Source organism: Salinivibrio sp. ES.052 (assembly GCF_900141775.1).
Lineage (GTDB): Bacteria > Pseudomonadota > Gammaproteobacteria > Enterobacterales > Vibrionaceae > Salinivibrio.
In genome coordinates, this window is sequence record NZ_FSRI01000001.1 from 658,262 (window position 1) to 678,515 (window position 20,254).

22 protein-coding genes, 1 tRNA gene and 3 pseudogenes are annotated in these 20,254 nt (G+C 46.1%); 21 read left to right on the forward strand and 5 right to left on the reverse strand.

Features of this window, described 5'->3' with window-relative positions; all coding sequences use genetic code 11:
- Positions 1-37: 37 nt before the first annotated feature.
- Positions 38-1,711, reverse strand: coding sequence for a BCCT family transporter (locus BUQ98_RS03090; RefSeq protein WP_074212440.1), 1,674 nt, complete (start codon positions 1,709-1,711; stop codon positions 38-40).
- 209 nt (positions 1,712-1,920) lie between these two features.
- Between BUQ98_RS03090 and BUQ98_RS03095 the strand changes: the two genes are divergently transcribed.
- Positions 1,921-2,379: a DUF3429 domain-containing protein gene (locus tag BUQ98_RS03095; RefSeq protein ID WP_074212441.1), complete on the forward strand. Its 459-nt coding sequence runs from the start codon at positions 1,921-1,923 to the stop codon at positions 2,377-2,379.
- 128 nt (positions 2,380-2,507) lie between these two features.
- Complete coding sequence (locus tag BUQ98_RS03100; RefSeq protein ID WP_074212442.1) at positions 2,508-4,124, forward strand: methyl-accepting chemotaxis protein; 1,617 nt, start codon at positions 2,508-2,510, stop codon at positions 4,122-4,124.
- 83 nt (positions 4,125-4,207) lie between these two features.
- Here the strand turns inward: BUQ98_RS03100 and BUQ98_RS03105 are convergent, their stop codons facing one another.
- Complete coding sequence (locus BUQ98_RS03105) at positions 4,208-4,678, reverse strand: hypothetical protein (RefSeq protein ID WP_074212443.1); 471 nt, start codon at positions 4,676-4,678, stop codon at positions 4,208-4,210.
- A gap of 291 nt (positions 4,679-4,969) precedes the next feature.
- Between BUQ98_RS03105 and BUQ98_RS03110 the strand changes: the two genes are divergently transcribed.
- The 8 genes from BUQ98_RS03110 (at position 4,970) to BUQ98_RS03145 (ending at position 12,220) form a co-directional block, all read left to right on the forward strand.
- Positions 4,970-6,010, forward strand: a complete 1,041-nt coding sequence (locus BUQ98_RS03110) for a substrate-binding domain-containing protein (RefSeq protein WP_074212444.1) — start codon at positions 4,970-4,972, stop codon at positions 6,008-6,010.
- Positions 6,011-6,076: 66 nt separating this feature from the next.
- Positions 6,077-7,459 (forward strand): phosphate ABC transporter permease subunit PstC, encoded by a 1,383-nt coding sequence (pstC, locus tag BUQ98_RS03115; protein WP_074212445.1) that lies wholly within the window; start codon positions 6,077-6,079, stop codon positions 7,457-7,459.
- Positions 7,452-8,756, forward strand: coding sequence for a phosphate ABC transporter permease PstA (gene pstA / locus BUQ98_RS03120; protein ID WP_074212446.1), 1,305 nt, complete (start codon positions 7,452-7,454; stop codon positions 8,754-8,756). Before pstC ends, pstA begins: the two co-directional genes overlap by 8 nt.
- A gap of 29 nt (positions 8,757-8,785) precedes the next feature.
- The gene (gene pstB, locus BUQ98_RS03125) at positions 8,786-9,640 is read left to right on the forward strand and encodes a phosphate ABC transporter ATP-binding protein PstB (RefSeq protein ID WP_371515111.1); all 855 of its coding nucleotides are present in this window, start codon (positions 8,786-8,788) and stop codon (positions 9,638-9,640) included.
- 131 nt (positions 9,641-9,771) lie between these two features.
- Positions 9,772-9,862: transfer RNA gene (locus BUQ98_RS03130), tRNA-Ser, on the forward strand.
- 494 nt (positions 9,863-10,356) lie between these two features.
- On the forward strand, positions 10,357-10,656 hold the full coding sequence (locus BUQ98_RS03135) for a hypothetical protein (protein ID WP_074212448.1): 300 nt from the start codon (positions 10,357-10,359) through the stop codon (positions 10,654-10,656).
- A 109-nt stretch (positions 10,657-10,765) separates the two neighbouring features.
- Complete coding sequence (locus BUQ98_RS03140) at positions 10,766-11,683, forward strand: restriction endonuclease (protein ID WP_074212449.1); 918 nt, start codon at positions 10,766-10,768, stop codon at positions 11,681-11,683.
- 81 nt (positions 11,684-11,764) lie between these two features.
- Positions 11,765-12,220, forward strand: a complete 456-nt coding sequence (locus tag BUQ98_RS03145; protein ID WP_074212450.1) for a GNAT family N-acetyltransferase — start codon at positions 11,765-11,767, stop codon at positions 12,218-12,220.
- A 218-nt stretch (positions 12,221-12,438) separates the two neighbouring features.
- Here the strand turns inward: BUQ98_RS03145 and BUQ98_RS17190 are convergent.
- A pseudogene (locus BUQ98_RS17190) lies at positions 12,439-12,546 on the reverse strand (IS110 family transposase); the annotation flags it as partial.
- 95 nt (positions 12,547-12,641) lie between these two features.
- On the opposite strand from BUQ98_RS17190, the gene BUQ98_RS03150 reads away from it, so the two are divergent.
- A complete protein-coding gene (locus BUQ98_RS03150; RefSeq protein ID WP_074212451.1) occupies positions 12,642-13,328 on the forward strand; it encodes an HAD family hydrolase in 687 nt (228 codons plus the stop codon).
- Positions 13,329-13,511: 183 nt separating this feature from the next.
- Here the strand turns inward: BUQ98_RS03150 and BUQ98_RS17110 are convergent.
- Positions 13,512-13,619 (reverse strand): annotated as a pseudogene (locus tag BUQ98_RS17110) (IS110 family transposase); the annotation flags it as partial.
- A gap of 60 nt (positions 13,620-13,679) precedes the next feature.
- Here BUQ98_RS17110 and BUQ98_RS03155 point away from each other — a divergent pair.
- The 3 genes from BUQ98_RS03155 (at position 13,680) to BUQ98_RS03165 (ending at position 15,369) form a co-directional block, all read left to right on the forward strand.
- A complete protein-coding gene (locus BUQ98_RS03155) occupies positions 13,680-14,177 on the forward strand; it encodes a GNAT family N-acetyltransferase (protein ID WP_254813865.1) in 498 nt (165 codons plus the stop codon).
- A gap of 112 nt (positions 14,178-14,289) precedes the next feature.
- Complete coding sequence (locus BUQ98_RS03160) at positions 14,290-14,724, forward strand: GNAT family N-acetyltransferase (protein ID WP_074212453.1); 435 nt, start codon at positions 14,290-14,292, stop codon at positions 14,722-14,724.
- 162 nt (positions 14,725-14,886) lie between these two features.
- Entirely contained in the window at positions 14,887-15,369 is a 483-nt protein-coding gene (locus tag BUQ98_RS03165) for a MazG-related protein (RefSeq protein WP_074212454.1), read from the forward strand.
- A 219-nt stretch (positions 15,370-15,588) separates the two neighbouring features.
- On the opposite strand, the pseudogene BUQ98_RS17265 reads toward BUQ98_RS03165, so the two are convergent.
- Positions 15,589-15,696, reverse strand: a pseudogene (locus BUQ98_RS17265) (IS110 family transposase); the annotation flags it as partial.
- 109 nt (positions 15,697-15,805) lie between these two features.
- Here BUQ98_RS17265 and BUQ98_RS03170 point away from each other — a divergent pair.
- The 7 genes from BUQ98_RS03170 to BUQ98_RS03205 all read left to right on the forward strand — a co-directional run bounded on the left by BUQ98_RS03170 (position 15,806) and on the right by BUQ98_RS03205 (position 20,197).
- Complete coding sequence (locus tag BUQ98_RS03170; protein WP_074212455.1) at positions 15,806-16,339, forward strand: GNAT family N-acetyltransferase; 534 nt, start codon at positions 15,806-15,808, stop codon at positions 16,337-16,339.
- Positions 16,340-16,465: 126 nt separating this feature from the next.
- Positions 16,466-17,065, forward strand: a complete 600-nt coding sequence (locus BUQ98_RS03175; protein ID WP_074212456.1) for a class I SAM-dependent methyltransferase — start codon at positions 16,466-16,468, stop codon at positions 17,063-17,065.
- 196 nt (positions 17,066-17,261) lie between these two features.
- Entirely contained in the window at positions 17,262-18,014 is a 753-nt protein-coding gene (locus BUQ98_RS03180; RefSeq protein ID WP_074212457.1) for a class I SAM-dependent DNA methyltransferase, read from the forward strand.
- A gap of 238 nt (positions 18,015-18,252) precedes the next feature.
- Positions 18,253-18,507, forward strand: a complete 255-nt coding sequence (locus tag BUQ98_RS03185) for a hypothetical protein (protein WP_074212458.1) — start codon at positions 18,253-18,255, stop codon at positions 18,505-18,507.
- Positions 18,508-18,967: 460 nt separating this feature from the next.
- Positions 18,968-19,480: a methylated-DNA--[protein]-cysteine S-methyltransferase gene (locus tag BUQ98_RS03195; protein WP_074212460.1), complete on the forward strand. Its 513-nt coding sequence runs from the start codon at positions 18,968-18,970 to the stop codon at positions 19,478-19,480.
- A 17-nt stretch (positions 19,481-19,497) separates the two neighbouring features.
- Positions 19,498-19,716, forward strand: a complete 219-nt coding sequence (locus BUQ98_RS03200) for a DUF6500 family protein (protein ID WP_074212461.1) — start codon at positions 19,498-19,500, stop codon at positions 19,714-19,716.
- Positions 19,717-19,780: 64 nt separating this feature from the next.
- The gene (locus BUQ98_RS03205; RefSeq protein WP_074212462.1) at positions 19,781-20,197 is read left to right on the forward strand and encodes a GFA family protein; all 417 of its coding nucleotides are present in this window, start codon (positions 19,781-19,783) and stop codon (positions 20,195-20,197) included.
- The last annotated feature ends 57 nt before the right edge of the window (positions 20,198-20,254 follow it).

The following is a 20,254-nucleotide window of genomic DNA, read 5'->3' on the forward strand; positions in this document are numbered from 1 at the left end:
GAGTCAGGTGGCGCTTTTTTGGGTGAGCGAAACTGGCTTAGTTATTCGCTTGCGATGGCGTCGAGGTGGTGGATTGACCCATCGATTCTGCCAGTAAAGACTTCATCACGCTGATGGTCATCAAGATAACCAACACACTGATTGGCAAGGCGGTCACCATGTTCGCCGTTTGTAGGGCTCGTAACCCACCAGCGACCAATAACACCGCCGCGACGGCACCGATCATGGTGCCCCAGAAAACACGAAAGCGTTTGGGCGGATCATCATTGCCCATCGATAAAATCGTGGTCAGCACCAAGGTGCTTGAATCAGAGGAAGTGATAAACCAGCTAAACAGCAAGAAGATCATCATCGCGTTGAGTACCCAGCCCCAGATCCCGCCACCGGTAATGCCATCGGCCGTGGCAAACAACGCAGCGGGTAAGTCCCAGCCATTGACCAAATCAATAATCCCCGCGGTGCCAACTCCGGCGTCGGCAACAAGCTCCTGATGTAGTGCATTACCACCAAAAATGGCCAGCCAAGCAAAAATCATCAGCGTTGGCGCACACAAGACGCAAATAATAAATTCTCGCAAGGTCCTGCCGCGAGAAATACGCGCAATAAACAAGCCAATAAAGGGGGCCCAGCCAATCCACCAGCCCCAATAGAAAATAGTCCAGGCATTTTGCCACGCCGCTGGGCCTGGCTTATCAGGGAACCAGAACCCCATAGGGATAAAACGGGCCAAATAATCGCTCAGTGAGGCGCCAAAGATCTGGATTAACCAAGCGGTAGGACCACCAAAAAGAAAGTAGGCGATCACTAAGGCAGAGACGATAATGTTCCACTCTGAAATGATGCGGATCCCTTTACCTACCCCGGATAGGGAAGACAGGATCGAGGCCACCGAAATCAGTGCAATAAGGATAACTTGGGTGGCGATACCTGGGTCGATGCCAAACAAGCGGTCGAGCCCCACGGCAATCTGACTGACGCCTAACCCCAGCGAGGTCGCGACGCCGAATACGCAGCCAAGCACCCCTAAAATGTCAGTAATATGACCAATGGGGCCATAAATGCGGTCGCCAATAAGTGGATAAATCGTCGATCGCAGTGCGAGTGGCAGTTTTTTACGGAACGAAAAATACGCAAGGGCGAGACCCACAATCACATACACGGCCCAGCCGTGAAAGCCCCAGTGGAAATAGGTGACACGCAACGCATCGGCGGCGCGATCAAAGCCCATGGTGGTGGCACCGGCCATATCTGCATATGGGTTGTTGGGGTAGCCGAACGCACCACTTGTATCAAAGTAGAGCGTGGGTTCGGCTACCCCAAAAAACAATATGCCAACGCCAACACCAGCAGAAAATAACATCGATAACCACGAGAAGGTGCTGAATTCGGGTCGGTCGTCGTCATCACCTAAACGAATATTACCAAAACGGGTGACAGCGATAATAAAGCTGGCGGCCAGTAATAGGACAAGAACCAGCATGTAGTACCAACCGAACGTCGACTCTACCCAGCCGCGAGCAGCGGCAAATACACGGGCGGCTAAATCGGTATTAAACCCGGTGAAAAACACGAACAGACAAACCAGTAGGGTGGCGGCGATCATCATATTTTTATGAACGCCTTTAAACAGGCCGGTTTGAGTGACGCAATCTGCAAACGGATGCTGCAATGCACTGGCATTGCTCGCATCCGACGTACTTCGCGTTGACATGAATAGATCCTCTTTTAAACACCAACAAAACGCGCAACAATTTACGCAACACAGCTTTCCTTTGCAAAAAAAAGAGCTTTTAATCACATTATATTGAGTTGAAGTGCTGAGAAAAGCAGCGAAATATGCCCAAAAGACGGCCAAGTGGTCATTGTCTTCGTACACTTAGAACCGATAACAATCTGAATAATCTGTCTAGGAGTCAGGTAATGAAACCACAGTCCGCTTCACGCGATACCATGCTGCAACTGGGCTACCTGGGCTTAGTTCCTTTTGTTGGTGGGGTGTTGGTCACTTGGGCCGATCTGACCTTATTTGGCCTCAGTGGTGAGCAGCTCTTTTTAAGCTACAGTGCGGTGATCTTGAGCTTTTTGTCCGGCGTCTTATGGGGTAATGGCATCGATCATTTTTCTCATAAGCTGAGCCGAAATGCGTTACTGCTGAGTAATCTGTTTGCACTCTTGGCGTGGGGGGCGCTGATTCAAGGCGCGACCCAATACGTGATTGCCACCGGACTGCTTACCATCGGTTATTTAGCAGCATGGCTGGCGGAAAAATGGATCCGAAAAAGCGAGAGTGCAGACACGTCCTCCGCCTATCAAACCATGCGTGGTCGCTTGACGGTGGCTGTTGTGGCCTGTCATGGATTGCTGCTTCTTGTGGTGTGAACAGCAAAAAGGCGACAAAGAAAAACCCTACCGTGAATGAACCTATTACAGCAATAGGCCGTACCCGTTACTTCGTGTACAAAAAAACAATTAACTTAATAATGAGATTAAGGGCTGCGGGGTAACCAATGACGATTATACAGTATTTACGCGTGGTGTTTCTTGCACTAGGTATTGCGGTCGCGGCAAGCGGGATGTACTTGTTCAGCGAAATAAACGCCGTCAAGGCACAGTTTAATGATGTGGTAGAGCGTAACGTTCGCCTGCTGAGCACCGTGTCTGATCTCCGCTATTTTACCGTCACCTATCGCCGCTTCGCGCTGGATTACGGTTTAACCGATGACAAACAAGCGCACCGCGATATTCTGGTGAAAATTAAGCGCAACGATCAAGAAGTAGGAGAAGCGCTCGAGGGAATGAAAGCACTCACGGTGAGTGACAATAATACAGAGGCCGTGGCCACCATAGAGACGCGTCTGAATAACTACCGTGAAATGCAAAACGATTACATTTCGCTTATCGATAATGGCCGATTGGATGATGCACGCCGCAAAATGTTGGGCCCCATGTTAGCGCCGTTTGACCAGATAGTCGCAAACTTGGCCACGTTACAAGAGACGCTGGAAGATCAAGCCAATGCGATAAAGACGCGAGAATCGGAAAAAATCGAGCGATTAATTTATATCGGTATTGCCGTAATTGTTGCACTGATTGTGCTGATGGCGGGTGTGGCGTTATTGCTACAACAGCGTATACGTGGACCACTGGCGCAGCTGGTTACTCAGATGCAGCGTGTGGAAAGCGGTGATCTTACCCAACGTTTGGATCTGGACACGTTTAACCGCGACGAGCTGGGGCAAGCAGCCAATACCTTTGCGCAAATGCAAGAAAGCATTACAGCGCTGATTGGATCCCTAGTAAAAGGCACCCAGCGTTTACAAACAGTGAGTGATGAGCTGTCGACGCAGGTGAGCCACACCGTGAACAGTGTTGAGCAGCAGCGTGGTGAGTTATCACAGCTTGCGAGCGCAATGACACAAATGGAGTCGACCTTTGGTGAAGTGGCGAGTAATACGGTGAATGCTGCAGAGCATACCGATAAAACACGTGAGTACGCGGAGCAAGGCCGACAAACCTTTGAGGAATCTTATCAGCAAAGCGTGGCGGCAAAAGATCAAGTTAATGAAGCATCACAAGTGATCGAGGCCTTAACCGAAGACAGCGAGAACATTGGCAAAGTCTCGGAAGTGATCAGCACGATTGCCGAGCAGACTAATTTGTTGGCTTTAAATGCGGCCATTGAAGCGGCGCGTGCCGGCGAAGCGGGTCGAGGCTTTGCGGTCGTGGCTGATGAAGTACGTGGCTTGGCCACCAAAACCCAATCATCGACCGATGAGATCAACCAGATCATTGAAGGGCTACAAACCAAAGCGCGCCAAGCGTATCAAGTGATGAGCGATAGCCAAACGCTTACCCAAAAAGGCTTGGATGATGCCAAACGCGCGGCGGAAGCGATTGACACCATCAATGATGCCACGCAGCAAGTGTCAGAAATGACCGGTGCGATTGCAACGGCGACCGAAGAGCAAACCACGGCAGCAGCGGATTTGAATCAAAACGTGTCGGTGATTCACCGTGCAGCAGAGTCGCTCGCCGAGACCGCGGATCAAACTCGCCAAGCATATAAACGGTTGGAAAAAGAAAATGCTAGCATAAAAGAGCAAGCACAGGCGTTTAGACTCTAGCCATGACAGTTTGATATCCCCTAAGGCGCGCCAACACATGGCGCGCTTTTTATTTCTTCATACAACTCCTTTCACACCCGCCCTCAGCGGAACAAGTACAAAGACAAAAAATAATTAATGTTTTGATTTACTGCTCGGAGTACGGCAGCCAAACCTGCCTCACTATGCTCCGTCACATCCCAAGGCACAAACTTGCCATAATCGGGTAAAGGTAACCCGGATTGCACCGCGGCGGGATTCACCGCAACCAGGTAATCAACATAAGCCAGTGTCAGCTCGGACAATGGAAAAGGCGTGAGCCCCGAAGTTGATATTTGAAATTGAATGAGCGCTTTTGAGGCTTGTTCAGTTCGCATGGTGTGTGCTGTATGCGCACAATGAATATCAAAAAAACTCCCAGCCTTATGTTTCATCACCGCAGCGGCCATCAAAGAAGCACCGTGGATGCCGTCACATAAAAACAAAACAATTGGCTTGCTGGGAGCGATATCGCGGCGCATATTCTCATCGACGCAACACGCGTCTAACGACACATTGTCTTTGGCATCTATCATGGCCTGTACTCATCTTAAAGGTGGAAGACAAGCGCTCAGTGACGCATTCAGCTTAAGCGCATCAGCCTTGGGTGACTCTATCCTAGCCCCCTCACCACACAGCGCTAGCGCGGAAAAAATAACTTTTGAATTCGTTACCAATGCGCCCCGCTGTCATTAAACCTTCATCATTGCATCAAGGAACTGTCACTTTGTGCTCTTAATGTGTCTCCCCGTTAACCGAGTTCTTCGTTATGTGTAGATGATTGGATTTGCACAGCACTAACTTAAACAATCGACTTGGAGGTTGATGTGAAACTTAAAGCTCTCTTTGCAGCTACGACAGTATCAATGGCCGTGCTGGCCTCAGGTAGCGCAACGGCCGCAAACCGTGATTACATTAGCATCGTTGGCTCTTCTACCGTTTACCCTTTTGCTACTGTTGTCGCTGAGCGCTTCGGTCGCACGTCGCAATACTCAGTGCCAAAAATCGAATCAACCGGTTCAGGCGGCGGCTTAAAGCTGTTCTGTGCAGGGGTTGGTGAAAACACCCCAGATATCACTAACGCATCACGAAAAATCAAAAGCTCGGAAATCGACCGTTGTAAGTCAAACGGTGTTGACGACATTGTTGAAATCAAAATTGGTTACGACGGTATCGCGTTGGCTAACTCTAAAGTGTCGCCACAGTACGACGTCAGCTTGAAAGACATCTATACCGCGTTGGCCAAAACCGTACCTGATGGTAACGGCAACTTTATCGATAACCCGAATGACACGTGGAAAGACGTGAACCCATCACTGCCGAACACCAAAATTGAGGTGCTCGGTCCACCACCAACGTCTGGCACGCGTGACGCCTTTGTTGAGCTGGCCATGGAAGCGGGTTGCTCGGAATATCCGGAAGTAGCAGCATTGGAAGACAGCAACGAAGACAAGTTTAAAGCGATTTGTCACGGCATGCGTGAAGATGGTGCTTTCATTGAAGCGGGTGAGAACGACAACCTTATCGTACAGAAGCTTGAAGCCAACCCAGACGCACTTGGCATCTTCGGTTACAGCTTCCTAGAGCAAAACGCAGACAAGGTACAAGGCTCAAAAATTGCAGGCGTATTGCCTACCTTTGATGCCATTGGCAGCGGAGACTACCCAGTCTCGCGCTCATTGTACTTCTACGTGAAGAAAGCACATGAGAACGTCATTCCTGGTCTTAAAGACTATGTTAAAGCCTTCACGGCGGAAGATGCTATCGGCAACATGGGCTACCTGGCTGACCGTGGACTTATCCCATTGGCGAGCCAAGAATGGGACAGCGTACGCACTGCAGCGGTTAACCTTAACCCTAACTTGTAAGCGCAGTGTGAACACGAAAGGGTGGCACATAAGAGGTGCCACCTTTGTGCGTGTTCAGGAGGAACAATGACAACACCTATGCTGATGACCGTCATTGCTATTATTGCAATTTCTGGCTTCTTTATTGCTCGAGCGCGCTCAATCAAGCTGGCTGACATGGCCGGTGGATTAAGTAAGCTTCACTCTCGACCGAACTATTATGGCTCTTATGTCGCAATTCTTGCGGCTATTCCGGCACTGGTTCTTTTATTGTTGTGGCAAGCGATAGAACCTAACTTGATCCACAGTTTGGTGATGGCACAAATTTCCGACACCTATATTACGCAGTTCGGTAACGCCGATTTGCTGTATAGCCAAGTTGGTAACATTGCCCGTGGCATCACCCAAACTGACGATGCTGTCTTGTTAGCAGCGGCTGACCATTACCAAGCCTTGAATAACCTTGGCACGACATTGCGCTTTACCGCGATGACGGCGCTGGCGTTAGCAGGGTTGGCGTTTGGTTGGCGCTCACTGCGTCTGCGACTTCGTGCCCGTAACCGAGTCGAGAACGTGATGCAGGGATTTTTGTTATTTTGCTCAACTCTCGCGATTTTAACCACGTTGGGCATTGTGCTCTCCGTGTTATTCGAGGCGCTGCGCTTTTTCCAAATGATCCCCGTCACTGAGTTTATCTTTGGTACTGAGTGGTCACCACAAATTGCACTGAGAGCGGATCAACAAGCGGCAAGCGGTTCGTTCGGCGCGATCCCGCTGTTCACTGGCACCTTGATGATCTCCTTTATTGCGATGTGTATCGCCGCACCTGTAGGACTGATGAGCGCCATTTACTTGGCCGAGTATGCGTCGCCACGGATTCGTGGTGTGGTAAAACCTATTCTAGAAATCCTCGCTGGGATCCCAACCGTGGTTTATGGCTTTTTTGCTGCTTTGGTCGCGGCACCGTTTATTCGCGACGTCGCAGAGGTCATTGGCTTTACCAGTGCGTCGTCGGAAAGCGCATTGGCTGCTGGTGCAGTGATGGGGATCATGATTATCCCGTTTGTATCATCACTATCTGACGATGTGATCACAGCCGTGCCGCAGTCGCTACGTGACGGCTCGTTAGGGTTAGGCGCGACCCCTTCCGAAACGGTGCGTCAGGTTGTGATCCCCGCAGCGTTACCTGGGATTGTTGGTGGCTTGCTATTGGCTGTATCACGCGCGATTGGCGAAACCATGATTGTGGTGATGGCGGCGGGACTGTCTGCTAATTTGACCGCAAATCCATTGGACTCCGTCACCACGGTAACGGTTCAAATCGTAACGTTATTAGTCGGTGATCAGGAGTTTGATAGCCCTAAAACCCTGGCTGCGTTTGCTTTGGGTCTGACGCTATTTGTTGTGACGCTAGCGCTCAACTTTGTTGCGCTACGCATCGTGAAGAAATATCGAGAGCAATATGACTGATAAAATCGAAAAAATTGCGCAGGAAAAGCGCGCAAGGGTGAAAGCCGGTCTAGAAAAGCGCCGCGGAAAAGAAGGACGTTTCCGTTGGTACGGGATCGGTTCTATTCTTCTGGCGTTTACCTTCTTGGTGCTATTGATTGGCTCGATTGTGTCACAAGGATATACCGCATTTTATACGACGGAAATCCGTCTAACAGTCGATCTGAGTGAACAAAATCTTGGGATCGAGGGAGAGCCACTGAACGATGAGACGCTTAAATACCTGAGTTACCGCTCGGTGCTGGCTGACGCAATATTTGAGACGATGCCAGCAGTGACCGCTCGCGGTGACAAGCGTGATTTATTCCGTTTCTTATCGACAGGAGCCGAATATGATTTGCGTGATCGTGTCGCCGCTAATCCAGAGCTGGTTGGTCAAAAAATCGAGATTTGGGCATTGGCAGGCGATAACGTCAACCAATTCAACAAAGGCAATATTGACGGTAGCCTGCCAGAATCTTATCGCCAATTTAAAGATAAGCATATTGGCTGGTTCAACCAACTCAAAGATGATGATCGTGTTCGTACCGTATTTAACACGCGCTTTTTCACCAATGGTGACAGCCGTGATGCAGAGCTCGCGGGTATTTGGGGCGCGACCGTGGGTTCTTTCTATACCTTGCTGGTGACACTGGCGTTAAGCTTCCCCATTGGTGTGGCCGCTGCGATTTATCTGGAAGAATTTGCGCCGCGCAATCGTGCGACTGAAATCATCGAAATCAACATTAATAACCTCGCGGCGGTGCCGTCGATCGTGTTTGGTTTGCTGGGGTTGGCCGTGTTCTTGAACTTTGCCGACTTGCCACGTTCGGCACCGGTGGTCGGTGGTTTGGTGCTGACGTTAATGACACTGCCCACCATTATTATTTCAAGCCGCTCTGCGATTAAAGCCGTCCCGCCCTCGGTACGTGACGCGGCATTGGGGGTGGGGGCGTCTAAAATGCAAATGGTGATTCATCATGTCTTACCACTTGCCATGCCTGGCATGCTAACCGGTACGATTATTGGTATGGCGCAAGCACTAGGCGAAACTGCACCGCTACTGATGATTGGCATGGTGGCCTTTATTGTGGATATCCCCTCTGGGCCCCTTGATGCAGCGACGGCTTTGCCGGTTCAAATTTACTTATGGGCAGAGAACCCTGAAAAGGGCTTTGTCGAAAACACCTCTGGTGCAATCATGGTATTGCTGGCATTCCTAGCGTTTATGAATGCCTGTGCCGTGATTATGCGTAAGCGTCTAGAGCGGCGCTGGTAAGTCGGGAGAGAATCATGACGACGACAACAATGAACAACCTAACCATGACTGAAGATGTAGTGAAAGCGGCACCACAAAGCACAGAAGCACCGAGCGAAACCTGTGGCATTCCGTTTGTCGATACACCCCGTATGACGGCACGAAACGTGTTCGTTAATTATGACAACGGATCTAAGCCGGCGATTAAAAACGTGAGTCTCGATATTGGCGAGAAAGAAGTGCTCGCGATGATCGGTCCATCAGGCTGTGGCAAGTCGACCTTTTTGCGTTGCTTAAATCGTATGAATGACACTATTCCCGGCTGCGAGGTGACGGGAGATATCATTTTGGATGGTGAAGACATTCACCACCGCGACAGTGAAATCGTCGAGCTACGTTCGCAAGTTGGAATGGTGTTTCAGCGTCCTAATCCGTTCCCCAAATCGGTCTATGACAACGTTGCCTATGGCCCGCGGATCCACGGTTTAGTCGATCATAAAGCTGACTTGGATGAGCTGGTGCAGCAATCTTTGACCCGTGCCGGGCTTTGGAATGAGGTGAAAGATCGCCTTGATCAGCCAGCGACTGGCTTATCTGGGGGCCAGCAGCAGCGCCTATGTATCGCGCGCACCATTTCTGTCGCGCCTGAGGTTATTTTGATGGACGAGCCATGCTCGGCACTCGATCCCATTGCGACTGGTATCATTGAAGAGCTGATTGCCGATCTGAAGAAAAACTTTAGCATTGTGATTGTCACGCACTCTATGCAGCAAGCCGCGCGAGTATCCGACCGCACTGCGTATTTTCACCTTGGCAGCTTGGTAGAGGTTAATACCACGAAAAAAATCTTTAATGACCCTGAACACAAACTAACGTCTGACTATATCAATGGTCGTTTTGGTTAAGTAGACGACGGGGTAGAGTCGGATCAAACCTATTAAAATAGAGTTTTGCTGATAATTTAAGCGCTTAAGCATGAAAAAGTAAAAAGATACTTTACATCAGATTAAGCAGCCTCTACTATACGCCCCGTTCTGGAGGGATGGCTGAGCGGTTGAAAGCACCGGTCTTGAAAACCGGCAAGGGTTAATAGCCCTTCTAGGGTTCAAATCCCTATCCCTCCGCCAAACACCGAAAAGCCGCTGAGAAATCAGCGGCTTTTTTCGTTCATGCCCCGCAAACACTCAAACCCTGACCTTGCCAACATTTTAGGCGCTTGTGTCTAAACAGCTATTCGGCACTCTGGTATTCTAACCCTTTATATTTCTTCCTTTTATATGGCCTTTTGGACGCCGCTAACCGAAGGGCGGTAGCGTGGAACGCAACAAAAGCGCCCACATGGATGCACGCTTTCTCATGACCGATTCACACTTTCCCTAGGCGAAAAAATAAAAAACACGAATAATCAATCGGTTAAAAGTACAAGCGCGGGGATAATGTGAATACCTCAACCGGGATAGGCGGCATGCACACTATCACCGAAGAGAGCTTGATGAGATAGATGGAAAAACCACATGCGTATCATGAGGTTATGAATAAAACAGGGCGTATAACGATTTTGGCAAATCGAGCACGCACACTAATACAATGTTATGAGTTCATTCAATGAGGGAGCATAGATATGTCGAAGTCAGCACAAGAAGCATATGACGAGATTTTGGCCCACATTAAGCAGCAGGGAGGTGCATTTTCAAAGTGGTATTGTGGCATCACTGAAAACATCAATAATCGACTCCATGGCGACCACAAGGTACCGGAAAAGGAACATTGGTTTATACATAGAAAGTGTGTGAGCGATGAGGCCGCGCGAGCTGTTGAGAAAGCATTCTTAGAGCACGGTTGCGATGGTGGTGATGGCGGTGGAGATAACGATGCCGTACATGTATACGCTTATCTTAAAACCTCAATCACTGAGCCGTGATAGCCGCTGCTCATAACAAGGCCAAGCACCGCGACGTATTTTTCGTTCCGCCTGCGGCTCCACAAAAAATACGCGCGTGTTGGCGGCGTTATGGTGCTAAGGAGTTTCAGTGTCACCTATAGATGAAATGTTTAAAGAGATATTTGGTGAAGCTCCCAACAAGGCAGGAACAGCATATGAAATGCTAGCTTGCATTGCGGAACATCTGATGAGCCAAGGTGATGTGAAGCATGATGACAAAATTAGAGGCGCATTCTCAAATTCTCTCTATCAGATTGACGTCTTGTCTGAAGATGGCTCAGACAAATCAATGGGTGAGGCAAAAGACTACACTATTCAAAACAAGAAAGTGGGTCGAGGTGATATGCAAAAACTTGTAGGTGCGCTTCCTGATCTTCCGGATATAAACAAAGGAAAATTCTTTTCAGCAACCGGTTATACGGATCCCGCAAAGAAATATGCGGCAGCAAGCGAAAACTTCCCGTCGGGGAAGCCTATAGATATATTTGAGTTTAGGCCCAGTACCGAGCGAGATGAAGAAGGGACTATACAAACAATCGTGATCCATATGCACTTCATTATCCCTCACCCTCAACAAGCTAAGTGGAAACCTCACCTAACAGAGGCAGGCATTGAAGCTTGTAAAGCATTGGTTGCAGAAGGTGAAAGCGAGTATCAATACAGTCTAAATTTAGAGAAATTTTACGATTGTTCTGGGAATGAGATACTTTCTGTTCAGGAACTTACAAGTCAAAACTATGGGGAAGTAAATTCTGATACAAAGTCCGCTCACGGCTCCTTCGTTCTCAAAGACCATTACATTTATATTGATAGCGTATTAGCGGAATTGAAAGGTCTTGAGTATGAAGTTCCGCATGCTGAAGTGCATGAAACCATGGAAATAACGGATAACAGTAAGTGTCGGTTTGTTCTAAAAGATTCTAGCGGTGAAATAATACGGTTTATCACTGATGGACAAATTAAAGGCTATGGCTTTGATGCTAATGGCAATATTTTCGCACCATAACAAGCCGCTCAAATTCGTTCCGGCCACAAAAAAGCGTGGCCTCCACCGGACTCGCTAGCGCTCGCCGTTTAGCGGAGCGTTATGAGGCATATGGATATTCAACTAATACAAATAGAAAATGATGAGTTTGAAAGTCTGTTCTCTGTTGTGAAACAGGGACTTTATTCGCATGTTGATGCCGTCTTTGGCTGGTGTGATGACTTCCAAGTCAATCGTTTAAAAAATGACTACGAGCCGCATTGGTTTCACTGGGTTTATCTCAATAACACGCAAGTTGGAATGCTATGCTTCAAGCCTTACGAAAACGCATTTCATGTACATTTACTCATTGTGTTTCCTGAATTTCAAAATCAGAAACTGGGTGAAAGGGTCATGAACATGATTCACGAAATGGCGCGTGAGCAAGGGCGTAGTTGCGTAACCTTATCAAGTTTTACTAGAAACGAGCCTGCGGTAAGGTTTTACAAATCCCTTGGCTATCAGGTGACTGAAAGCGATGAAAACTTCCTTTCTTTGACGCTTCAAGTTGCCTCATAACACATATGAGCCCTTCTCCGGTCAATAGGCAATAGCATTTTTTGGCTGCGCCAGCAGCCAATGCTCTCGAACAACAAAGTCGTCTACTTCGCTCTGTCATTTCCGCCATTAAGTCATTGCTTACGGCAAACACATATAGAAGGTCTCTTACTGCGGTCTCACCGCTGCCTGCCAATCATATGACAGGGCCATTAGACATTACTTCCCGTTCCCACGCAGGAGCGTGGGAACGAGTTATAGAGAATGACTTTTCCGTGGTCATCCACCGCGTGAAGAGAAAAGTGGTGCTTGGCGATATCAACGCCACAAAGTAATTGAGTAGACATGGTTACCTCCGGTATTAAAGGCCGCACCTAAGTGTGGCGTGTGGCAGATTTTCAAGAGGGGGAGTCCATGTCATTCGTTAGGTGAAGAGGTTCAGATGTACGATACAGTGATTTTTGATTATGGAAATACCTTGTGTGAAATGGGTAGTCTTTCAGGTTCGTTGAAAGCCATTCTTAAATCGCAGCATGCTGAGAAAATTGGTGATTTGATAGAGCGAAGTATTCAAGAGCTGTATATACCCGAACAAGTGGAGCAACCAAATTGGATTGATGTATGGCAAAAGGCATTTCATGAGTACAAACTAGAATTTGACAAATCGATTGGTTTGAAACATTTGAATCACTTTGTAGATAGCGGTCGTCTTTATCAATACTCAATCCCCCTACTTGAAGCTCTTCATAATCAGGGGACAAAACTCATATTGCTGTCTAATGTAACGGGTAGTACAGAAGTGTTTCAACGTGACTTAATAAACCGAGGACTGGCTAAATATTTCGATAGCATAATTTGGTCTTCAGAAATTGGCTATAGGAAACCTAGCCGTCAGGCTTTTGAAATTGCATTAGAAAGTGTTGGGAGTTTGGCGAAAAATAGCATTATGGTTGGGGATAGTGAAATTGCCGATATTCGTGGAGCTCAACTAGTAGGTATTTCGACAGTGCTTATCTCAGATCTTAAAAACACAGAAAGCAGGGCAAGTCACGTGGTTAATCAAGCCAATATTCTGGATCAACTAATTCGCCTAACACATATGAGCCCTTCTCCGGTCAATAGGCAATAGCATTTTTTTGCTGCGCCAGCAGCCAATGCTCTCGAACAACAAAGTCGTCTACTTCGCTCTGTCATTTCCGCCATTAAGTCATTGCTTACGGCAAACTCATATAGAAGGTCTCTTACTGCGGTCTCACCGCTACTTGCCAATCATATGACAGGGCCATTAGACATTACTTCCCGTTCTCACTCAGGAGCGTGAGAACGAGTTATGGAGAATAACTTTTCCGCGTTCACCCACTGCGTGAAGAGAACAGTGGTACTTGGCGAGATCAACGCCACAAAAGAATTGAGTAGACATGGTTACCTCCGGTATTAAAGGCCGCACCTAAGTGTGGCAGATCTTCACGAGGTGGAATCCATGTTATTCGTTATATTCACACGAGGAGATATGGAAATTTGTTGCAAAATATTGAGTTCTAAAGACAGTCATATGTATCGTGATTTGCGACTGGAAAGTCTGAAGTTGTACCCTGAGTCCTTTGGTTCATCCTACGAAGAACAGTCACAGCTTCCTAAGTTGTTCTTTGAAAAGCTTATTGAGGAACAGTGTGAGACTCACGTGATGATCGGTGCTTTCAAAAATGGTCAACTTGTTGGTTTATGTGGCTTAATTCCTACCGGTAGTGGTGATTCTTTAGAAGTGGTTCAAATGTATGTGTCAACGAGTACTCGTGGACAATCAGTAGGGCAACAGCTGTTGTCTAAAGCTTGCTCAATTTTAAGCTCGAGGCGAGAAGGCAAGCTAGAACTAACGGTTTACGTTAACAATGATGCTGCTATCGCCTCATACGAGAAGTTTGGCTTTAAACAGGTGTCTAAGATAGACCAAGAAATTGTCATGAATTTTGAGCCATGAACATAAAAAACGATTTAAATCTGATTTGCATACGCGCGCCACTTTCGCTTAGCTCCAATTTTGGTACACGTTCACTCACAGTTTAAGCGTGCGTTATGTGCTTAGAGGGAAAATGGCATTGATTAGAGAAATGGATATCTCAGATTACTCTCAAGTTATTGAGTTATGGTCTGAAACAGAAGTTATGTTGCTGCGTGATGCAGACTCTAGAGAAAACATAGGCAAATACTTAGAACGTAACCCCAATCTCAGCTTTGTCGCTGTAGATGGTGACACTATTGTAGGTGCAATTTTAGTGGGTACAGACGGTCGTCGAGGTTACGTGCAACATTTGGCTGTAAACCCGAATTGTCGAGGTAAAGGAATTGGTGTCAAACTAATATCTTCAGCGGTCGATGCATTATCTAAAATTGGTATAGCTAAAACTCACTTATTTGTCGCCAATGAAAACCTGAATGCTCAATATTTCTATGAGAAACTAGGTTGGTTTCCACGTGATGAAGTGCGTATGTTTTCCTTTAACTCGTCTTGCAGTGGTAATGTTTAGTACGCATATAACAATAAAATTTAAGGGTGATTCACAACGCTAGGCACTCTCGCTTCAAGCAAGTTTAGTGTTTATGGCACAATGCTTTAGGCAGGTGGTTAGCGTTGTTCGCATCTTAATTTGGCGTTATGGCGCAGGGCAAAATTTAGCTAAGGGAACTAGATGAGTGATAAAGTTAAAGTAGTTTTGCAGTGGCTCAAAGAGATCTTGGATGCAGAGGTTGTGGAGTATCAAATAGTAGGTGGATTAGCAGCAACAATTCATGGTGGAAGTCGGGAAATTGCAGATGTAGATCTTTATATTCGAAACTCAGACGCAGACAAAGTTCTATCGCATGTAGCAAAATACATATCCAAACCGTTAACTCATTATGCCGAATATGGTTGGGATCTAGAGTATTTCCAATTGGTTTACCAAAATCAAAAAATTGAAATCGGTTTGTCTGAAAATACTAAGATACAATCATGTCAAGATGGCTCTTGGTACCAGTTTGAAATTTACTTCTCAGAATCAGTTATTAAAGATTATCAAGGTATCGAGTTGCCAGTTATCCCAGTACATCGTTTAGTCGAGTACAAGCGGATATTGGGCAGGGAAGTAGACCAAATTGACATACAAGAGCTAACGTTGAGTGGAACGCCATAACACATATGAGCCCTTCTCCGGTCAATAGGCGATAGCATTTTTTTGGTTGCGCCAGCAGCCAATGCTCTCGAGCAACAAAGTCGTCTACTTCGTTCTGTCAGTTCCGCCATTAAGTCATTGCTTACGGCAAACACATATAGAAGATCTCTTACTGCGGTCACACCGCTGCCAGCCAACCCTGTGACAGGGCCATTAGACATTACTTCCCGTTCCCACGCAGGAGCGTGAGAACGAGTTATGGAGAATGACTTTTCCGTGGTCATCCACCGCGTGAAGAGAAAAGTGATGCTTGGCGAGAACAACGCTGAAAAAGAACTGAGTAGACATGGTTACTTGCGGAGCTAAAGGCCGCACCTAAGTGTGGCAGATCTTCACGAGGTGGAATCCATGTTATTCGTTAGTTTGCTACAAAGAATCGCGAAGTATTAAGGAACATATGAAAGTAGATATAAGACCAGCCAAGGAAGACGAACTGGAATTCCTCCATTCTTTGGTTGTTTCAAACGATGAATGGACAAAGTTTAATGGCCCTTACTTTCCTTACTCACATCCATCACTAGAACAGTTTGAGAAATCTTCATTTCAAAGATTATTAAATGGTTCAGACTTACGGTTAGTCACTGTAGATGATGTACCTGTTGGGACAGTGAATTGTTACTGGGAATGTGAAGAAACTCGCTGGCTTGAAGCTGGTATTATCATCTATGATTCAGCATATTGGGGGAAGGGTATCGCAGCACGAGCCATTCCTCTCTGGGTTTCGTACTTATTTAATACTAAAGAAATTGAGCGTGTTGGTATGACAACCTGGTCGGGTAACCCTCGCATGATGTCGCTAGCATTGAAATTAGGTTTCCAACAAGAAGCTAGATTGCGGAAAGTTCGTTACTACGAGGGCAAGTACTACGATTCAGTTAAATATGGGATGCTGCGTTCGGAGTGGTTAGAACGCAACTGGCAAAGTTTTTAAGAGAAATCTTCAGCGCCTGGCATTTTCAGTTTTAATCAGCTTTGGTACTTACGTACAGTGGATTAGCTAAGGGATAAGCGTTGTTCACACCTTAATTTGGCTCACTTTATTGGAATATTGAACGTTATGGATGATACTTCAGCAACTTGGCGTCAGTACTACGAAAAATCATTGTTACGCCCCCACAATTCACGCACTGAACTCGCCATTGAGTTGGATCAGTCTGGACTGAAAACCGCTGTTGATTGCGGTTGTGGAACCGGAAGTGAGATAGCGTATCTAGAGCAGCAAGGCTATCGGGTGTATGGCTTTGATATTAATCCAGACTCTATTGCGATATGTTCAGAAAGGTTTAGTTCAAAGCCGCTGGTTAAACTTTCAGAGTGCTCATTTGAGTCTTTCAATTATCCTTCTACTGGCATAGTGATAGCAAACTCAAGTTTGTTCTTTGCTGATCCGATAGAGTTTAAAAATACATGGCGAAAACTTGCTTCTTCTATCGCGGTTGGTGGTGTTTTTGTAGGTGATTTTATGGGGCCTAGAGATACTTGGGCAACGAATTTTCGGTTACCGACGGCTCCGTTGAGTAAAGAACAAGTTGAGCTCTTATTTGAAGAGTTTGAAATAGTCAGTTTCAAAGAACGTGATGAGCCTGGCGCGACAATGGTTGGAGCCCCTAAGCATTGGCATATTTTTTCAGTGATTGCTGTAAAACGTACATCATAATATGGTCATGTGATATACAACATTAGTAATGTAAGCTTTTTTATTAGATTGTAATGCTGGGCATTTTTCTTGTGCGTTGGCATTAGTGATAGATATAAAAAAGTATACGGTTTCTTTACTATTGCGTTTCTCCTTTTTCCACAGAGAAGAATGGTAACGAGCCCCACATTACTTTCAAGTACAAGGGAAAGAGTTTTTGAAGCAGAGTAGAAGTGAGTTTTGGTCAGGTGAGGAATACGATGCCCAGTATGGTAATTACTATTCGGATGAAATATCGTTCTTTCAGGATTTAATGCTTCATCGAAATATCTTATCCCTACTAGATGTCTGCTGCGGGACTGGCCTAGCAACAATTCCATTATCAAAGAAGTTATCTCATGCAGTAGGTATTGATTTTTCTCGTTCAATGGTTGATTTTGCGAAGTCTAAGTCATCAAATATTAGTAATGTCACGTTTTATGAAAAGGATGCCGTAAGTTTCGACTTAAAAAGCGTCTTTGATCTGATTATTATGACGGGAAATGCCTTTCAAGCATTTCTTTCAGATACAGACCTTCCATCCATGCTCGAAAATGTAAAAAAACACATGCACGGAAATAGTTTTTTTGTATTTGATTGTCGACTTCCATGTCCTAAGTACTTTGAAAAAACACATAATTACGAATATTGGTCTTCCTACACGAGTTACAGCGGAGAAAACGTCGATGTATATGGTTTGGACAGCAGGCACCCAACATTAAGTAATACGATGTTGCATCGTGTAAGAAGAGAATATGAAAATGGTATGCAATATCAAAGCTATATCGAGCTGAAATATCGTTCAATTGACGAGATAGGCGATCGCCTTGAGCAACACGGTCTGCAGTTAGTAGAACGTTACGCAGATTGGAAAAAGACGACTTTGACTGAATCATCGACAAGCTTTGTGGGGGTTGTTAGGCCGCTATAACGAGATCATTGAGATCTCGCTGGACTTGTTCCTTTTCTTCAAAAGGTAGCTTTAGGCTGATTGAAGTTGATGGTTACGATGTCATCCACCACTTGAGCACAGACTGGCGTATAGAAAGTGCAACGCCAAAAATAGTGATATGTCTCACCTCGAGATGCAAAGCCTCATCTTAATATGACAGCGTTGTAAGAGGGGGATTCATGCCATTTTTATGCAATAAGGCAAGGAAATCAAATAGATGCAATACCTAGAGGTAAATGTCAAGACAGCGATTATCGTTCACGGTTATGACGAGAATCATAAAGAAATTACAGAAACAGTGAATGAGGAGCAGTACGTCACAAAGCTCGTTGCGATCGAGAGGCTGCAGTCTGTTAGTGAGCAATATCTTTTAGTGACTGGATCGCACGGTCGTATGATGTACTGGGAATATGACGAGTCAATCGACAGCATCCGTCAAAAACTGGAAAAAGTAGGTGTACGCGTCGCGTAGCAAACATCAGGAGCTAGCACCGACTCTCGTGTGCTAGCATCTGTAGGTAGGTGGAGTCTAGCTTATGTCACTTTATGACAAACAGAAGCATATAAAGAATCAGGAAGATACAATGTTAGTTGCTTCGGATTCTTGGTTGACAGTTAAATTTTCCCAAGAAGCAGCAAAGTCTTGGAAACGTATTCTATTGCTATTCGTTCTTGCAATTCTATGTTTGTTTGCACCAGCATTGGGTTTGATTATATCAACCATAAATGCATTTTTTTCGTAAACAACTAGTGAGTCGCGGGTTCAACTGCGAAGTGCCCATGAAATACCCACGGTTTTTGATGGTTACAGTGTCTGTAAAAGCGATGGTATGAGAATTTTAGAAACACTTAGGGGTAATTAACGTAGAAGTTAAAACAGATAAGACAAGTATCCATGTTGGTAGGGGAAAAACTATTCACAAGAGAACATAATGCATACAATAAATATCCAGTATTATAAACATCCTTATGCCGAATTTATCCTTGGCTCTTATCAAGGTAAGCTTTGCTTGTGTGACTTCCGATATCGCAAGATGAGAAGGGCCGTTGATGAGCGCATTAAACGGATTCTTAACGCTGAGTTTGTAGAAAAAAGCGATGATGTTTTGGCCGCTACTCGCGTTCAGCTCGAGGAATATTTTTTGGGTGAGCGACAAGTTTTCGATTTGCCTTTACTTTTGGCGGGTACCGATTTTCAACAGTCGGTATGGAATGCATTAAGCAACATTCAGTACGGTGACAGGGCGACGTACCAAGAGCTGGCAGTATCGATTGGTAATGAAGCCGCAGTGCGCGCGGTTGGCAATGCTAATGGAGCAAATGCGTTGGCGATTATCATTCCTTGTCATAGGGTTATCGGCACCCAAGGGGAGCTTGTTGGCTATGGTGGCGGTTTGTCACTGAAAAAGCGCCTTTTAGAATTAGAGCAGAACTTATTCATTTAAGGATAGAGTAGGGGCGTATGAGAGCGGAACTGAGAGCAAAAATCTTGGCAGTATGTGATCAAAAAATCAAAGCGAAAGGCGAGAATGTCGGCGTGTCATTTTATGCGTTCTTCAAAAACAAAAATGACGATCCGGAGCAATTGATGGAAACCGCAACCTGGTGGATACAGACCCATCAGTTAGATCATTTTGTTAAGGCAAGAACCATCAAAGAGATGGTGGAAAATAATTTATGACAGCGTTATCGCGGCAGGGCGACTGCCTCCCACACTGCGTTTCAATAATTAAGGAAATATGTCAATGGCTTATTCTCAAGCAAGCTGCCTATGCGGTGCAGTAAAAATCACCGCCGAAAATGTAAACCCCAACTTCACAGTTTGTCACTGCCAATCATGTCGCGGCTGGGGTGGTGCGCCATTTTTTGCGGTGAAGTGTGGAACACAAGTCACCTTTGAGGGTGATGAAAAGATAAAAATGTACCCATCATCGTCGTGGGCGTCACGTGGTTTTTGTACTGAGTGTGGCACGCATTTGTTTTATAAATTCAAAGAAACTGGTGAGTACAATATGCCAGTAGGCTTGTTCCCTGATCTTGAAGGCCTAGAAATGGAGATGCAGTATTTCAGTGACATGCGCCCCAGTTACTATTGCTTTTCCAACCAAACGAAGGAAATGACTACTGCAGAAATCATGGCCTATTTTGCCGACAAGGTGTAACTCAGGTTCACAAGGATGGCAGTGGGTAGCGAGGCACTGGCCCAGACAGCCGGACTG

Coding starts and splice junctions, on each gene's coding strand:
- BUQ98_RS03150 (WP_074212451.1), top strand. CDS start 12,642: ATGTACGATACAGTGATTTTTGATTATGGAAATACCTTGTGTGAAATG.
- BUQ98_RS03165 (WP_074212454.1), top strand. CDS start 14,887: ATGAGTGATAAAGTTAAAGTAGTTTTGCAGTGGCTCAAAGAGATCTTG.
- BUQ98_RS03105 (WP_074212443.1), bottom strand. CDS start 4,678: ATGATAGATGCCAAAGACAATGTGTCGTTAGACGCGTGTTGCGTCGAT.
- pstB (WP_371515111.1), top strand. CDS start 8,786: ATGAACAACCTAACCATGACTGAAGATGTAGTGAAAGCGGCACCACAA.
- BUQ98_RS03175 (WP_074212456.1), top strand. CDS start 16,466: ATGGATGATACTTCAGCAACTTGGCGTCAGTACTACGAAAAATCATTG.
- BUQ98_RS03095 (WP_074212441.1), top strand. CDS start 1,921: ATGAAACCACAGTCCGCTTCACGCGATACCATGCTGCAACTGGGCTAC.
- BUQ98_RS03170 (WP_074212455.1), top strand. CDS start 15,806: ATGAAAGTAGATATAAGACCAGCCAAGGAAGACGAACTGGAATTCCTC.
- BUQ98_RS03155 (WP_254813865.1), top strand. CDS start 13,680: ATGTTATTCGTTATATTCACACGAGGAGATATGGAAATTTGTTGCAAA.
- BUQ98_RS03100 (WP_074212442.1), top strand. CDS start 2,508: ATGACGATTATACAGTATTTACGCGTGGTGTTTCTTGCACTAGGTATT.
- BUQ98_RS03145 (WP_074212450.1), top strand. CDS start 11,765: ATGAGGCATATGGATATTCAACTAATACAAATAGAAAATGATGAGTTT.
- BUQ98_RS03200 (WP_074212461.1), top strand. CDS start 19,498: ATGAGAGCGGAACTGAGAGCAAAAATCTTGGCAGTATGTGATCAAAAA.
- BUQ98_RS03205 (WP_074212462.1), top strand. CDS start 19,781: ATGGCTTATTCTCAAGCAAGCTGCCTATGCGGTGCAGTAAAAATCACC.
- pstC (WP_074212445.1), top strand. CDS start 6,077: ATGACAACACCTATGCTGATGACCGTCATTGCTATTATTGCAATTTCT.
- BUQ98_RS03185 (WP_074212458.1), top strand. CDS start 18,253: ATGCAATACCTAGAGGTAAATGTCAAGACAGCGATTATCGTTCACGGT.
- BUQ98_RS03195 (WP_074212460.1), top strand. CDS start 18,968: ATGCATACAATAAATATCCAGTATTATAAACATCCTTATGCCGAATTT.
- BUQ98_RS03135 (WP_074212448.1), top strand. CDS start 10,357: ATGTCGAAGTCAGCACAAGAAGCATATGACGAGATTTTGGCCCACATT.
- pstA (WP_074212446.1), top strand. CDS start 7,452: ATGACTGATAAAATCGAAAAAATTGCGCAGGAAAAGCGCGCAAGGGTG.
- BUQ98_RS03160 (WP_074212453.1), top strand. CDS start 14,290: ATGGCATTGATTAGAGAAATGGATATCTCAGATTACTCTCAAGTTATT.
- BUQ98_RS03090 (WP_074212440.1), bottom strand. CDS start 1,711: ATGTCAACGCGAAGTACGTCGGATGCGAGCAATGCCAGTGCATTGCAG.